General features: G+C 67.1%; 15 protein-coding genes. 11 read left to right on the top strand and 4 right to left on the bottom strand.

Annotated elements, in window-relative coordinates; genetic code table 11:
• Positions 1–140: 140 nt before the first annotated feature.
• Positions 141–1,799, bottom strand: a complete 1,659-nt coding sequence (locus ACFC2Y_RS04705; protein WP_375174408.1) for a DNA polymerase Y family protein — start codon at positions 1,797–1,799, stop codon at positions 141–143.
• A gap of 119 nt (positions 1,800–1,918) precedes the next feature.
• Here ACFC2Y_RS04705 and ACFC2Y_RS04710 point away from each other — a divergent pair, with 119 nt between their 5' ends.
• Entirely contained in the window at positions 1,919–2,347 is a 429-nt protein-coding gene (locus ACFC2Y_RS04710) for a c-type cytochrome (RefSeq protein ID WP_375174407.1), read from the top strand.
• 21 nt (positions 2,348–2,368) lie between these two features.
• Here the strand turns inward: ACFC2Y_RS04710 and ACFC2Y_RS04715 are convergent, their stop codons facing one another.
• Entirely contained in the window at positions 2,369–2,641 is a 273-nt protein-coding gene (locus tag ACFC2Y_RS04715) for an I78 family peptidase inhibitor (RefSeq protein ID WP_375174406.1), read from the bottom strand.
• Positions 2,642–2,843: 202 nt separating this feature from the next.
• Here ACFC2Y_RS04715 and ACFC2Y_RS04720 point away from each other — a divergent pair, with 202 nt between their 5' ends.
• A complete protein-coding gene (locus ACFC2Y_RS04720) occupies positions 2,844–3,971 on the top strand; it encodes an S-(hydroxymethyl)glutathione dehydrogenase/class III alcohol dehydrogenase (protein WP_375174405.1) in 1,128 nt (375 codons plus the stop codon).
• Positions 3,972–4,231: 260 nt separating this feature from the next.
• The gene (locus ACFC2Y_RS04725; protein WP_375174404.1) at positions 4,232–5,170 is read left to right on the top strand and encodes a hypothetical protein; all 939 of its coding nucleotides are present in this window, start codon (positions 4,232–4,234) and stop codon (positions 5,168–5,170) included.
• Between the two features lie 299 nt (positions 5,171–5,469).
• Here ACFC2Y_RS04725 and ACFC2Y_RS04730 read toward each other — a convergent pair whose 3' ends face one another.
• Entirely contained in the window at positions 5,470–6,090 is a 621-nt protein-coding gene (locus ACFC2Y_RS04730) for a class I SAM-dependent methyltransferase (protein WP_375174403.1), read from the bottom strand.
• A gap of 91 nt (positions 6,091–6,181) precedes the next feature.
• Here ACFC2Y_RS04730 and ACFC2Y_RS04735 point away from each other — a divergent pair, with 91 nt between their 5' ends.
• Together ACFC2Y_RS04735 and ACFC2Y_RS04740 are read left to right on the top strand one after the other, a co-directional pair.
• Positions 6,182–7,102, top strand: coding sequence for a LysR family transcriptional regulator (locus ACFC2Y_RS04735; protein ID WP_375174402.1), 921 nt, complete (start codon positions 6,182–6,184; stop codon positions 7,100–7,102).
• 72 nt (positions 7,103–7,174) lie between these two features.
• Positions 7,175–7,885: an NYN domain-containing protein gene (locus ACFC2Y_RS04740; RefSeq protein ID WP_375174401.1), complete on the top strand. Its 711-nt coding sequence runs from the start codon at positions 7,175–7,177 to the stop codon at positions 7,883–7,885.
• Here ACFC2Y_RS04740 and ACFC2Y_RS04745 read toward each other — a convergent pair.
• Positions 7,863–8,540, bottom strand: a complete 678-nt coding sequence (locus tag ACFC2Y_RS04745) for a TetR/AcrR family transcriptional regulator (protein ID WP_375174400.1) — start codon at positions 8,538–8,540, stop codon at positions 7,863–7,865. The two genes, ACFC2Y_RS04740 and ACFC2Y_RS04745, sit on opposite strands and share 23 nt — an antisense overlap.
• A 251-nt stretch (positions 8,541–8,791) precedes the next feature.
• On the opposite strand from ACFC2Y_RS04745, the gene ACFC2Y_RS04750 reads away from it, so the two are divergent.
• Genes ACFC2Y_RS04750 through ACFC2Y_RS04775 form a run of 6 tightly spaced genes read left to right on the top strand, consistent with a single transcriptional unit; the run spans position 8,792 to position 13,227 of the window.
• A complete protein-coding gene (locus ACFC2Y_RS04750; protein ID WP_375174399.1) occupies positions 8,792–9,493 on the top strand; it encodes a nitroreductase family protein in 702 nt (233 codons plus the stop codon).
• The gene (fghA, locus tag ACFC2Y_RS04755) at positions 9,494–10,324 is read left to right on the top strand and encodes an S-formylglutathione hydrolase (protein WP_375174398.1); all 831 of its coding nucleotides are present in this window, start codon (positions 9,494–9,496) and stop codon (positions 10,322–10,324) included. It abuts the gene before it with no gap.
• Positions 10,321–10,785: a YaiI/YqxD family protein gene (locus tag ACFC2Y_RS04760; protein WP_375174397.1), complete on the top strand. Its 465-nt coding sequence runs from the start codon at positions 10,321–10,323 to the stop codon at positions 10,783–10,785. The genes fghA and ACFC2Y_RS04760 overlap by 4 nt, the downstream gene beginning before the upstream one ends.
• Entirely contained in the window at positions 10,782–11,402 is a 621-nt protein-coding gene (locus tag ACFC2Y_RS04765) for an HAD family hydrolase (protein ID WP_375174396.1), read from the top strand. The genes ACFC2Y_RS04760 and ACFC2Y_RS04765 overlap by 4 nt, the downstream gene beginning before the upstream one ends.
• Complete coding sequence (locus ACFC2Y_RS04770; protein ID WP_375174395.1) at positions 11,399–12,313, top strand: ornithine cyclodeaminase family protein; 915 nt, start codon at positions 11,399–11,401, stop codon at positions 12,311–12,313. Before ACFC2Y_RS04765 ends, ACFC2Y_RS04770 begins: the two co-directional genes overlap by 4 nt.
• On the top strand, positions 12,310–13,227 hold the full coding sequence (locus ACFC2Y_RS04775; protein WP_375174394.1) for an alpha/beta fold hydrolase: 918 nt from the start codon (positions 12,310–12,312) through the stop codon (positions 13,225–13,227). Before ACFC2Y_RS04770 ends, ACFC2Y_RS04775 begins: the two co-directional genes overlap by 4 nt.
• The last annotated feature ends 53 nt before the right edge of the window (positions 13,228–13,280 follow it).

Consider the following 13,280-nt stretch of genomic DNA (forward strand, 5'->3'; position numbering starts at 1 on the left):
GAGGCCGCGAAAGATCGACAGGCGATCCTCCGCGCTCAGATGTTCATAGTTTCGTCCCATCGCAACAGCACCTTATCGCTGTTGCACTTCAACTGTGACTCTGCAGGAGAGGGCTGGGGTGAGGGGGTTACGCCACCCCCTCACGCAAACCGCCCCTGGCAGAACCATCCTGCCGACATCGCCGCCCCATGGGCAAAGAAGAGCCACAGCCGCTCGCCCCCCTCGACCGTCACGCGCCAGTAATCCCGCACGCCCGACCGCCACTGCGGGTCGTCCAGCCACCATTCCGGCGCGATCCGCTCCGGCCCGACGGTCTCCACCGGCATCAGGTCGCGGCCGCGCCAGCGGAAGGGGCCGGTCAGGCGCGGGTGCTCCGGGGCCATCACCGGCTCCGGCCGCCACAGCAGCAGCGGGCGTGGCACCGGCGGCTCCGGCCAGCTCTCCACCGGCTCCGACCAGGCCGCCGCCAGCACCAGCGCCGTCTTTTCGGGAATATGCGAGGAGGCCGGGTGCCAGCGGGTGATCTGCTCCATCCCGACCCGCGCCCCGATCCGCGCCAGCAGATCGTCATGCGCCGTATTCGCCGCCAGCCGGTCCGCGATCACCTGCCCCGCCTCCAGATGCCCCACGGGCTGCCGCGCGGAGACGGGTTCGGTCTGCACCGCCTCCAGCCGCAGCATGTCGATGCCATGGCCCGCGTCGATCTCCTCGATCTTCATTGCCAGCAGGGGCCGGATGCGTTCAGGATCGGCCGTGGCGCGCGCCAGCCCGGCGCTGACCCATTGCATCGTCTGATCCGTCCGATAGGCCTGCAACCGGATCAGCCGCACCCCGCGCCCCGCCTTGCCGACCGTGTCGCACAGCCGCGGCAGCAGCCGGTCCAGCCCGGCCAGCATATCCTCGGTCAGCCCGATCGGATCGGGCAGGGTCATCCGCACCGCAAAGGGCCGCGCCTCCGCCACCGGCGAGACGGGTTCGGGCACATGGCCAAGCGCCTGGTCGATCCGCAGCACCAGCCGCGGCCCGAAGCGGCGCGACAGCGGCGCGCGCGGCTGGTCGACCAGATCCGACACCCGCCGCAGGCCCAGCCGCGACAGCTGCGCCACCACGTCGTCCTCCAGCCGCAGCGCCGCCAGCGGCAGCCCGGCAAGGGCCGCGCGGGTCTGGCCCGGCGCGGCGATCCGCTGCCCCTCCAGCCCCGCCGCCTTGATCCGGGGCGCCGCCCCGCCGCGTTCCCAGTGCCGCCGCTTGGCCGCCCGCGACCGGGTCGCCCGGGCCTCCTGATCCACCGCGTCACCGCTGCGGTGATGCCCCGCATCCACCCCGGCAAACCGCGCCAGCGCCCAGGCCGCGCCCAGGGTGTCCGCCACCCCCGCCCGCACGGTCAGCCCCAGCCCGGCGCAGTCCTCGTCCACCGCACGCAGCAGCGCCTCCTCCCCGCCGAAGAGATGCGCGCAGCCGGTGATGTCGATGCACAGCCCCTCCTCCCCGGCGATCCCGACCCAGGGCGAATACTTCCCCGCCCATCTGCGCAGACCGGCCAGAAACGCCCCCTCCGCCTGCGGGTTGCGCAGCCGTGTCACCAGATCCGGGCACATCGCCAGCGCATCGCGCAACGGCTGACCCCGCACCAGCCCCGCCGCCGTGGCCCCGGCCGAGAGCGAATGCAGCATCTGCGCCGCCCCCTGCGTCGCCACCACCGCAAAGGGCAGCGCCGGATCGCCCCGCATCTGCCGCAGCAGGCGGTCGGCCCCCATCCGGGGAAACCAGAGAGAGAGGATGCGGCGGGCAGCGGGCATGGGTCAGCAACGAATGTTCATGATATGTTCCACAGATAAACCTCCCGTGACCCGGAGTCGAGTCCACTGGCCTCTCCCCGTGCAACCCGCCATGGTCACAGCAGAAAAAGGAGATCCCGATGAAACCACGCCACCTGACCCTGATCCTCTGCCTCATCGCCACAGGCGCGATCGCCCATGACAAAGCCAAGGACCCTTCCGTGAAGGCCCGCATGCAGATGATGAAAGAGATCAAGCAGGCCACCGGCGTGCTCGGCAACATGGCGAAACAGCCCGCCACCTATTCGAAGACCGAGGCCGAGGCCGCCAGGGCCGCGCTCGTCTCCCTCTCCGGCAAGATCCCCGCCGCCTTCCAGGACCAGGCCACCGACCCGGCGTCGGAAGCCAGCCCGAAGGTCTGGCAGAACTGGGCCGATTTCACCGCCAAGGCCACCGCGCTGAAATCCGCGGCGCAGGCGCTGGACGCGGGATCGGCCAGCGGGGTCGCCACCGGCATGCGCCAGATCGGCGGCGCCTGCGGGGCCTGCCACAAACCCTACCGTCTCTGACGGCGCAGCGGCGCGCGCGCCCTAGCCACAGCGGACGGCCACGATCCGGCCGTCTGCATCCAGTTCGATATTCAGCCGCCCGGGCCGGTGATCCATCGTCAGCGCCGCCCCGGGGCCAAAGACCCGCAGGTCCGGCCCCTCGACCAGCCCGGCCTCGACAATCGCCGCCCGGCCCTTGCCGAGCAGATCGCCATAGCCCGACGCGCCGCAGGCATCCTGTCCGGCTTCGATCACCTCGGCCTCCCTGCAGCCGGCCAGCGCCAGAACCGCAGAAAACACCATCACTGCCCGCATCTGCCCCACTCCTGATCCCCGTCTTCAAACTTGCGCCACTTTGCGCCCACAACCCGCCCGGTGCAACCATCCAATGCAACCATGACGCGATATCATCGCCCGGAAAATCTGGTCTTTCCGGCCACACCGCACCGCGTTAGATGATTGAAACACTGTCCAGCCTGCCGCAAGGTGGGCCAACCTGCATCCGAAAGGACATCTCATGCGCACCAGAGCCGCCGTCGCCCTAGAGGCCGGGAAACCCCTTGAGATCATGGAGGTCAACCTCGACGGCCCGAAGGCCGGGGAGGTCCTGGTCGAGATCAAGGCCACGGGCATCTGCCACACCGACGAATTCACCCGCTCCGGTGCCGACCCCGAGGGGATCTTCCCCGCCATCCTCGGCCACGAGGGCGCGGGCGTGGTGATGGAAGTCGGCGAAGGCGTCACCACGCTGAAGCCCGGCGACCACGTGATCCCGCTCTACACTCCGGAATGCCGTGAATGTCCCTCCTGCCTCAGCGGCAAGACCAACCTCTGCACCGCGATCCGCAACACGCAAGGACAGGGCCTCATGCCCGACGGGACCACGCGGTTCTCGATGCTCGATGGCACGCCGATCCATCACTACATGGGCTGTTCGACCTTCGCCAACCACACGGTGATGCCCGAGATCGCGCTGGCCAAGGTGCGCGACGACGCCCCCTTCGACAAGATCTGCTACATCGGCTGCGGGGTGACCACCGGCATCGGCGCCGTGATCAACACCGCCGGGGTCGAGATCGGCTCCACCGCCGCGGTCTTCGGTCTGGGCGGGATCGGGCTGAACGTCATCCAGGGCCTGCGCATGGCCGGGGCCGACATGATCATCGGCGTCGACCTGAACGACGACAAGGCCGAGATGGCGAAGAAATTCGGCATGACCCACTTCGTCAACCCCACCAAGGTCGACAACACCGTGCAGGCCATCGTCGATCTGACCAAACGCGGCGCGGACCAGATCGGCGGCGTGGACTACAGCTTTGACGCCACTGGCAACGTGCAGGTCATGCGCGACGCGCTGGAATGTTCGCACCGTGGCTGGGGCGTGTCGGTCATCATCGGGGTCGCCCCCGCCGGGGCCGAGATCTCCACCCGTCCGTTCCAGCTGGTCACCGGCCGGGTCTGGAAGGGCACGGCCTTCGGCGGCGCCAAGGGCCGGACCGACGTGCCGAAGTTCGTCGACTGGTACATGGACGGCAAGATCGAGATCGACCCGATGATCACCCACACCATGTCGCTGGACGACATCAACAAGGGCTTCGATCTCATGCACGCGGGCGAGTCGATCCGCTCGGTGGTGCTGTATTGATCGGCGCCGGGACCCCGGTGCCATGACCCCACGCGGCCCCGGCACAAGGCCGGGGCACATCGCGCATCCCACTCCCGAAACAAACCGTAGGATGGGTGCTCCGCACCCATCTGCCCCCGTCTCTCCCCCGATTGCAGATCCGTCGGATCGCCGGATCCATCCTTATTTTCACTGCTGGAACATTGCGCCTCTCCCCCTGTTGGCAGGTCGAGGGGCCGGGAGGCGCCCGGCTCCACCTCACCACACAAGGAGGAGAAAGCATGATCCGCAAGACACATACAGCAATCACACTCGCGACACTCGCGCTGGCCACTCCGGCCATGGCCGCGACCGAAAGTTCGTCCAGCGCGTCCAACTCCAACACCGCCACCCCACAGGTGACCGCCGGTGCGGACTCGATCTGCAAGAACGGCTTTGTCAATTCCGACAGCAATGGCGACGGCATCATTTCGCAGGACGAAGTGACCGCGGTCCGTGATCAGACCTTCAACGCCCTCGACGCCGATGGCAACGGCGAGCTGTCGCGCGCCGAATATGTCGACTGCATGAACCAGAGCGCCCGCAGCGCCGTGGGCGGCGACACCCCGAAATCCGGTGGCGAAAACGCCGAAATCCCCGATTTCGCCGGGCTCGACACCAACGGCAACGGTGCCGTGGACACCCAGGAATACATGGGCGCGACCCACGATGCGCGTCAGCAGGCCGCGGCCGGCGACAACCCGGATGCGATACTTCTGCTGCGCCGTTACGTCTTTGTGCCCGCCGGGTTTGAGGACAACGACATCACCTCCATGAGCGACGAGGAAACCGCGTCCCGCTCGGCCCGGCAGTTCCGCATGTTCGACGATGACCAGAGCGGCGACATTTCCGAAGAGGAATGGTCGAACGCATCGAGCATGAAGAATGACATCTCCGAAGTGCTGAACATGGAATATGACGGTCTTGATGCCGATGCCTCCGGCACCATCAGCTCGCAGGAATTCTCCGACGCAGGCACCGAAGGCTGGTCCTCGGCCTACGAAAAATTCCGCAATGCAGCACGTCAGAGCGGCACCAACGCAGACGCCTCGGGCTCCTCCGAAGAGGACACCCGCACCTCGCAAGCGGAGACCGGCACGGCAGGCAACCGCGGCTCGGGCGGCGAGCAGACACCCCCCGTGGTCTACTTCCGCTACTTCGCACCGCTGGATGCCGGGTAACGGATAACCCGATCGCATCAAGGCAAAGGGGCGCTGCGGCGCCCCTTTTCACGTCACACCTTCCGCGCCATCCACTCGTCGCCCCCACACGACACCACGTCCCGGCCCCCGCGCCGGGACCCCGCGCGCAACGAGACAAAAAGGACCCCGCCCGAAGAAACTGGCGGCCCCGGCACAAGTCCGGGGCACGCACCGTTTTCAGATCTCGCACTCGCACCACGTCCCGGCCCTGCGCCGGGACCCCGACACCCACCAACACGCACGGCCCCGGCGCTAGGCGACCGCACGTCACCCGACCATCACACCTTCCGCGCCACGAGGAACCGCACGCCGACCGCGCCGCCCATGGTCTCCGATTCCACGATCTGCAGCCCGTGCCTCTCCATCAGCGCGTCCACATCGCGCACCTTGTGGAACCCGACATAGGGCGCCTTGCCGACCAGCTGCATCGCCCCGATCACGACGCGCAGCATTCGCCCGCGCCAGCTCTCGCCCAGCACGCCGGTCTTCGTCACCAGCACGCCCCCGGGCTTCACCCGCGCCGCCAGTTCCGCCACCGCCCCGTCGATATCCTCGATCAGGTGCAGAACGTTATAGGCCGCGACCATGTCATACTGCCCCTCCGGCAGATCCATGATCCCGTGCCGGGCAAAGGTGACCCCCTCGACCCCGCGCTCCGCCTGCCGCTCCCGCGCGATCTCCAGCAGCTTGCCGCTCACATCCGTCGCCAGCACATGCCGCGCCGAGGGCGCCAGCCTCATCGCGATGGTCCCGGTGCCGCAGCCGACCTCCAGCACCTCCGCCTCCGGCGTCAGATAGGCCGCCGACCGGTCCACCGTCCGGTCATGCTGATCCATGTTCGCGATCGGCCGTTTCGCATAGGAGGCCGCGACCCCGTCCCAGAAAGTTTCCGCTGTCATCTCGCTCTCCATCACAACGCTCAACCCTGTTTACCCATACGCCGACCATATAAGAATTGCCTGATTTCGCAGAAAAGGCATACAAATACGCATGAATTGGCCCGCAGCATCCTTTGACTGGAACCAGGCCCGTGCCTTCCTGGCCACGGCCGAACACGGCTCCCTCTCCGCCGCCGCCCGTGCGCTTGGCCAGACCCAGCCGACCGTGGGCCGCCAGGTCACCGCGCTGGAGGACCAGCTCGGCGTTGCGCTCTTCGACCGGGCCGGGCGCGGGCTGATCCTCACCGACCCGGGCCAGCAATTGCTGATCCACATGCGGGAGATGGGCGCCGCCGCCGAACGCGCCGCCCTCACAGCGACCGGGCAGAGCCAGGCACTGCGCGGCACCGTCTCCGTCACCGCATCGGATGTCTTCTCCGCCCATCTCCTGCCACGCATCATCGCCGATCTGGCCCGCAAGACACCCGAGATCGACATAGAGGTCGTCTCCGCCAACGACCTCCGCGACCTGTCCCGGCGCGAGGCCGACATCGCCATCCGCCACGTCCGCCCCGAAGATCCCAACCTGACCGCCCGCCTGCTAGGCGAGGGGCACGGGCGCTTCTACGCCGCCGCCGCCTACCTCGAACGGCGCGGCCGCCCGCAGACCCGCGCCGACCTCGCCCGGCATGACTTTGTCGGATTCCTCGACGCAAAGGGCATGGCCGCCACCATGGCCAGCTTCGATATCCCCATCCCGGAACAGAACATCCGCTACCGCACCGACAGCGGGCTGGTCATGTGGGAACTGGTCCGCGCCGGCCTCGGCATCGGGCTGATGAGCGACGACCTGGGCCGCGTCACCCCCGACGTGGACCTGCTGCTGCCCGGCGAACGCGCCTTCACCTACCCCATCTGGCTGGTGACACATCGCGAATTGCAGTCCTCCCGCCGTATCCGCCACGTCTTCGACCACCTGGCGGAGGCGATCTCGGCCCATATCAAGCGGACCCGCAACCAGGCCGCCCCCTGAGCATTTCCCCTGACCAATCGCCTGTGGCCATCTCCGCCGCGCCACCCTATGTGGGAGGGAAGGAGGCCCACCATGCCCGAAACACGCCCGCTCTACGCCGTCCTCATCGACGCCGACAATATCCCCGCCCGCTACGCCCAGGCCATCCTGAAGGAAATCACCTCCTTCGGCGAACCGGCGCTGCGGCGGGTCTATGGCGACTGGGGGTCGGACCGGCTGCGCCCCTGGACCGAACAGGTCCGCGCCCTGGGCCTCGTGGCGCATCAGGAAACCGCGAACACCAAGGGCAAGAACGCCTCCGACATCGGCCTGGTGATCGACGCGATGGACATCCTGCACACCGGCCGCTTTGACGGCTTCGTCCTGGTCTCCTCCGACAGCGATTTCACCGCGCTCGCCAACCGGGTCCGCGAACAGGGGCTCGACGTGATCGGGATCGGGGAATCCAAGGCGCCGGAAAGCCTGCGCAATGTCTGCAACCGCTTTATCCTGATCGAGAACATCGTCGAGGAACCCGCCCAGGACAAGGGACCGGACAAACCCGCGACCAAGAAGAAACCGACCGAGGCCCAGCCTCTCATCCTGCGCGCGATGGACAAGATCGACACCGACGACGAATGGGTCACCATGGGCCAACTCGGCCAGTATCTGACCGCCGAAAACCCCGATTTCGACACCCGCTCCTACGGCAAGCGCAAACTCTCGGACCTGGTCGGAGAGATCAAGGTGCTGGAAACCAAACGCGGGCCCGGCAATCAGCTCATGGTGCGTCGGCTCGACTAGGATCTGACGTCTCGGGGGCGCAACACCCGGTCGCCCCCGCTGCGCCATACCGCGCCAGGAACATCTCCACCGCCGACTGCGCCACCTTTTCGCACCACTCCGCCGACAACTCCCCCGCCACGCCGAACAGACGCTGCGTGAAAATCCCGGCCTTGCAAAGCTCGGCGAACTGTTCCGCCGCCAGCTCCGTATCCTCGACCTGCAGCAACCCGTTCTCGGTCGCGCATTTCAGATAATCCGCCAGCATGTTCCGCGCGATCATCGGCCCGTTGCGATAGAATTCCCGCCCCAGCTCCGGAAACCGGTCCGCCTCGGCCACGCACATGCGAAAGATCGACAGCGACATCGGCGAATTGAAGAACTCCACGATCTGCCGCGCGCCCGCCAACAGCACCTCGCGCGGCGGCAGATCCGGCTGCACCAGCCGCATCGCCCCCTCGGCCTGCCGCTGGCATTCGCCCCGGGCCACCTCCATGAACAGCAGCCGCTTGTCCGGGAAATAGCTATAGAGCGTCGCCTTGGAGACCCCCGCCGCCCGGGCGATGTCATCCACATTGGCGCCCTCGTAGCCCTCCGCCAGAAAGACCTCGCGCGCGCCCTCCAGCACCTGGCCGAACTTGCGACCTGTTCGCATGACGGGGCGTGTGACGCCCATGGATCCCTCCCTGACAGCTCCTGCCAATCTAGACTCACCTGTTTAGATGGCGCAAGCGACACCAATCGCAATTGCAGAAAATAACGCACGCGGTCAGAAGATCGTGAACGCGAGACCCGACGCCGCGCCGGACGACGCGGGGCTTTCTTTTTGCCAGAAGTATCTCGGGGGAGTCCGCAGGACGGGGGCAGCGCCCCCACCCTTGACCCGCCCCCCGCCGTCAGGGACAAACCGACAAAACGGAGGCCCCAATGCCATCAGACGCCACGCCCGCCTTTGAGGCGCTGCCCCTGCCCGACCGGCAGGACCTGGACGAGGTCGAAAGCCTCTCCGGCGCGCAGGCCTTTCACGCGCGAATGAAGACCCGCCACACCCTGCGCGACTTTTCCGACCGACCGGTCGATCTGGCCGTGATCAAAACCGCGGTGGCCACCGCAGGCCTCGCCCCCTCCGGCGCGAACCATCAGCCCTGGCATTTCGTCGCCATCTCCGACCCAACGCTCAAGGCGCGGATCCGCAAGGCGGCGGAGGAGGAGGAACAGAAATTCTACGACGGCGGCGCGGGCGATGAATGGCTCGCGGCGCTGGAGCCGATCGGCACCGGTGTCTCCAAGCCGCACCTGGAGGAGGCCCCCTGGCTGATCGTCATCTTTGCGCAGCGCTACGGGCTGCGCCCCGATGGCACGCGGTTCAAGAACTACTACGTCCCCGAAAGCACCGGCATCGCCACCGGCTTCCTCATCACCGCGCTGCACCACGCCGGGCTCTATAGCCTGACGCACACGCCCAACCCGATGAAATTCCTGACCGAAATCTGCGGTCGTCCCGATCACGAAAAACCCATCATGATCCTCGCCGTCGGTCACGCCGCGCCGGACGCCACGATCCCCCGGGCCGCGACGCTCAAGAAACCGATCACCGAAATCCTCACCGTCAATCCGAAAGAGACCTGAATGGAAACCCTGTCCGAAAACCGCTGCTTCGGTGGCACCCAGGGTGTCTACACCCACGCCGCCACGACCACCAACTGCGACATGACCTTCGGCCTGTTCCTGCCCGAAGAGGCGCAGGACGGCCCCGTGCCGATGCTGTGGTATCTCTCCGGCCTGACCTGCACCCATGAGAACGCGATGACCAAGGCGGGCGCGCAGCAATGGGCCGCCGAACAGGGGATTGCGCTCTGCTTCCCCGACACCTCGCCGCGCGGCGAGAGCGTGGCGGATGACCCGGCCTACGACCTGGGCCAGGGCGCGGGCTTTTACGTCAACGCCACCCAGGACCCCTGGGCGAAGCATTACCAGATGTGGGACTACGTGGCCGAGGAACTGCCCGCCCTGCTGACCGCCCGTTTCGCCATCGACCCGGACCGCCAGTCGATCACCGGCCATTCCATGGGCGGCCATGGCGCGCTGACCATGGCCATGTCCCTGCCCGGCCGCTTCCGCTCCGTTTCCGCCTTTGCGCCGATCTGCAACCCGACCCGGACCGACTGGGGCCGCAAGCAGCTGACCGCCTATCTCGGCGCGAACGAAAGCCTCTGGGCGCGCCACGATGCGACGCTCCTGATGGAGGAGACGGGCTTTGACGGACCGATCCTGATCGACACCGGCACCTCGGATCAGTTCTTCGACGCGCTCAACCCCGACCGGCTCGCCTCCGCCGCCACCGCGCGGCGTCAGCCGATTCAGATGCGGCTGCAGAAGGGCTATGACCACAGCTACTTCTTCGTCTCGACCTTCATGGAGGATCACGTCGCCTTCCACGCCGAGGCGCTCTACGCGTGACCCTCTACGTCGATGCAGACGCCTGCCCCGTCAAGGCAGAGGCCGAACGCGTCGCCACCCGCAACAGGGTGGCGATGAAGCTGGTCTGCAACGGCGGCCTGCGCCCCTCCGCCAACCCGCTGGTGGAGGTCGTCATCGTCGACGCCGGACCGGACGAGGCGGACAAGTGGATCGCCGAACAGGCGGGGCGCGGGGATGTGGTGGTGACCTCCGACATGCCCCTGGCGGCGAAATGCGTCGCCTCCGGCGCCCGTGTCCTGCGCCACAATGGCGAGCGGTTGACTGAGGCCAACATCGGCGCCCAGCTCGCCATGCGGGACCTGATGACCGATATCCGCGCCGCCGACCCGTTCGCCAAGGGATCGGGCAAGGGCTTTACAAAGACTGACCGCTCCCGTTTTCTGGACGCGCTGGAACGCGAAATCCGCGCGGCAGAACGCGAAGGGCAAGGGCCATCATGACGATCAAGGCGGTCATTTTCGACATCGGAAACGTATTGCTCGAATGGAACCCCGAACGGTTCTACGACGGCGCGATCGGCGAGGCCCGGCGCAAGGCCCTCTTCGCCGAGGTCGACCTGCACGGGATGAACGAAAGCGTCGACCGCGGCCAGGACTTCCGCCAGACGATCTACGACACGGCCGAGGCCAACCCCGCCTTCCGCGATGATATCCGCCTCTGGCACGACCGCTGGATCGAAATGGCCTCCCCCGCCATCCAGCCCTCGGTGCGGGCACTGCGGGCGTTACGGGAAAATGGCGTGCCGGTCTTTGCCCTGTCGAACTTCGGCAAAGGCAGCTTTGACTTCGCCTGCACGCAGTACGACTTCCTGAGCGAATTCGACCGCCCCTATATCTCCGGCCGCATGGGCGTGACCAAACCCGACCCGCAGATCTACCACATGGTCGAGGAAGACTGCGGCCTGCCCCCCGAAACGCTGCTCTTCGTCGATGACAGGGCGGACAATATCGCCGTGGCCGCCGCGCGCGGGTGGCAGACGCATCTGTTCGACGGCCCCGCAGGCTGGATCGACCGGTTGGTCGCGGAGGAGCTGCTGCGGCAGGATCAGGCGGCATGAGCATGCCGATCATCTCTTTCGAGGAGGGTGAGAAGGTCCTTGACTGGATTGCGCTCTCCGATGCCCTGGCCGCCGGGCACGACATGCCCCGGGCCGAGGTCGCCGACAGCTTCCTCTACCGCGACAAGGACACGCTGCTGACCCGGTCGGCCTGGATCGACGGGCTGGGGCTGGCGATCAAGGCCGCGACGATCTTTCCGGGCAATTCCGACCGGGGGCTGGACACCGTCAACGGGATGATGAGCCTGCTGTCGGATCGGGACGGCACGCTGGAGGCGATGATCGACTTTCACCTCGTCACCAAGTGGAAGACCGCCGCCGACAGCCTTCTTGCCGCGCGCCGCCTGGCACGGCCGGACAGCCGGCAGATCCTCATCATCGGCGCCGGGGCCGTGGCCCGCTCGCTGCGCGAGGCCTATGGCGCCGCCTTCCCCGAGGCGCAGTTCGCCATCTGGAACCGCACCGCCACCAAGGCGGAGGCGCTGGCCGCCGATTTCCCCCACACCACCACAGCCATCGACCTGCCCGAGGCCGTGGGCGAGGCCGATATAGTCGCCTGCGCCACCTCCGGCACGGTGCCGGTGCTGAACGGGGCCTGGCTGCGCCCGGGTCAGCATATTGATCTGATCGGGGCATATCGCCCCGACATGCGCGAGGCCGACGACGACACCATGCGCCGTGCACGCATCTTCGTCGACAGCCGCGACACCACCGTGCACCACATCGGCGAGATTGCCCTCGCCATCGGCTCCGGCGCGATCACCGAAGAGGATATCGTCGCCGATTACTATCAGCTGCCGGACTTCACCCGCGCGCCCGAGGACATCACCCTGTTCAAGAACGGCGGCGGCGCGCATCTGGACCTGATGACCGCCCGGCATATCCTGACCGCCTGGACAGACGCCCGATGATCTGGTTTCTGCTTCTCCTTCTCGTCGCTGTTGCGGTCACTCCCTTCCTCATCGAACAGCGTCGTCCCGTCATGGACGACGCCGCCCGGGTCGAGGCGCCGGGCAGCCTGGCCGAACTGCCCCAGGGCATCACCCATTACCAATGGTACGGCGGCGTGCGCGGCCCGGTGGCCGTCTGTGTCCACGGGCTGACCACCCCCGGTTTCGTCTGGCATCAGCTGGCCGGGGAACTGGCCGACATGGGCTATCGTGTCCTGGTCTATGACCTCTACGGCCGGGGCTATTCCGACCGCCCCGAGGGCAAACAGGACGATGCCTTCTTCGTCCAGCAGCTCGAAGATCTGCTGGCCCATGAGAAGGTCGCCGATGACATCACGCTCTTCGGCTACTCCATGGGCGGGGTGATCGCCACCTGCTTTGCCGCCCGCCACCCCGACCGGATCCGCCAGCTTGTGCTGGTGGCCCCGGCAGGCTTCGGCGGCTTTCCGAAGAGCCTCTATCGCAACATGCGCGACATGGGCAAAATCGGCGACTGGATCGCCCATGCAATCTTCCCGCGCACCTTCCGGGACGGCGCGAAACGGCTGGCCGACGCACACCCCGAGCTGTCGGAAATCGCCGCGGCACAGGCGGCGCAGCTCGGTTGGCGCGGCTTCATCCCGGCGGTGCTGTCGTCCCTCCGCCACGTGTTGCGGGACGAGCGGGAATACGAACACCGCAAGCTCAGCCGCGTGGATGTGCCCGTGCTGTCGATCTGGGGCACCAGCGACACGACGATCCCCCTGGCCGGCATGGGCAACCTGACCCGCTGGAACCGCATCGCCATCCAGACCCAGATCGAAGGGGCCACCCACTGGATGCCGATCACGCACCCGCGCGAAGTGGCGCGGGCCTTTGGGGATGCGCGGGAGTGAGTGGCTAGAGGTCGGTGTCGCGCTCGGTTAGCAGAACACTATCCATTAACGTC

It is taken from the genome of Pseudooceanicola sp., from assembly GCF_041987405.1.
In the GTDB taxonomy this organism is placed as follows: domain Bacteria; phylum Pseudomonadota; class Alphaproteobacteria; order Rhodobacterales; family Rhodobacteraceae; genus Pseudooceanicola.

What these genes read in the sequence shown, in the direction of transcription:
- ACFC2Y_RS04730 (WP_375174403.1), bottom strand. Translation starts at nt 6,090, where the DNA reads ATGACAGCGGAAACTTTCTGGGACGGGGTCGCGGCCTCCTATGCGAAA.
- ACFC2Y_RS04775 (WP_375174394.1), top strand. Translation starts at nt 12,310, where the DNA reads ATGATCTGGTTTCTGCTTCTCCTTCTCGTCGCTGTTGCGGTCACTCCC.
- ACFC2Y_RS04725 (WP_375174404.1), top strand. Translation starts at nt 4,232, where the DNA reads ATGATCCGCAAGACACATACAGCAATCACACTCGCGACACTCGCGCTG.
- ACFC2Y_RS04720 (WP_375174405.1), top strand. Translation starts at nt 2,844, where the DNA reads ATGCGCACCAGAGCCGCCGTCGCCCTAGAGGCCGGGAAACCCCTTGAG.
- ACFC2Y_RS04735 (WP_375174402.1), top strand. Translation starts at nt 6,182, where the DNA reads ATGAATTGGCCCGCAGCATCCTTTGACTGGAACCAGGCCCGTGCCTTC.
- ACFC2Y_RS04770 (WP_375174395.1), top strand. Translation starts at nt 11,399, where the DNA reads ATGAGCATGCCGATCATCTCTTTCGAGGAGGGTGAGAAGGTCCTTGAC.
- ACFC2Y_RS04740 (WP_375174401.1), top strand. Translation starts at nt 7,175, where the DNA reads ATGCCCGAAACACGCCCGCTCTACGCCGTCCTCATCGACGCCGACAAT.
- fghA (WP_375174398.1), top strand. Translation starts at nt 9,494, where the DNA reads ATGGAAACCCTGTCCGAAAACCGCTGCTTCGGTGGCACCCAGGGTGTC.
- ACFC2Y_RS04715 (WP_375174406.1), bottom strand. Translation starts at nt 2,641, where the DNA reads ATGCGGGCAGTGATGGTGTTTTCTGCGGTTCTGGCGCTGGCCGGCTGC.
- ACFC2Y_RS04705 (WP_375174408.1), bottom strand. Translation starts at nt 1,799, where the DNA reads ATGCCCGCTGCCCGCCGCATCCTCTCTCTCTGGTTTCCCCGGATGGGG.
- ACFC2Y_RS04745 (WP_375174400.1), bottom strand. Translation starts at nt 8,540, where the DNA reads ATGGGCGTCACACGCCCCGTCATGCGAACAGGTCGCAAGTTCGGCCAG.
- ACFC2Y_RS04750 (WP_375174399.1), top strand. Translation starts at nt 8,792, where the DNA reads ATGCCATCAGACGCCACGCCCGCCTTTGAGGCGCTGCCCCTGCCCGAC.
- ACFC2Y_RS04765 (WP_375174396.1), top strand. Translation starts at nt 10,782, where the DNA reads ATGACGATCAAGGCGGTCATTTTCGACATCGGAAACGTATTGCTCGAA.
- ACFC2Y_RS04710 (WP_375174407.1), top strand. Translation starts at nt 1,919, where the DNA reads ATGAAACCACGCCACCTGACCCTGATCCTCTGCCTCATCGCCACAGGC.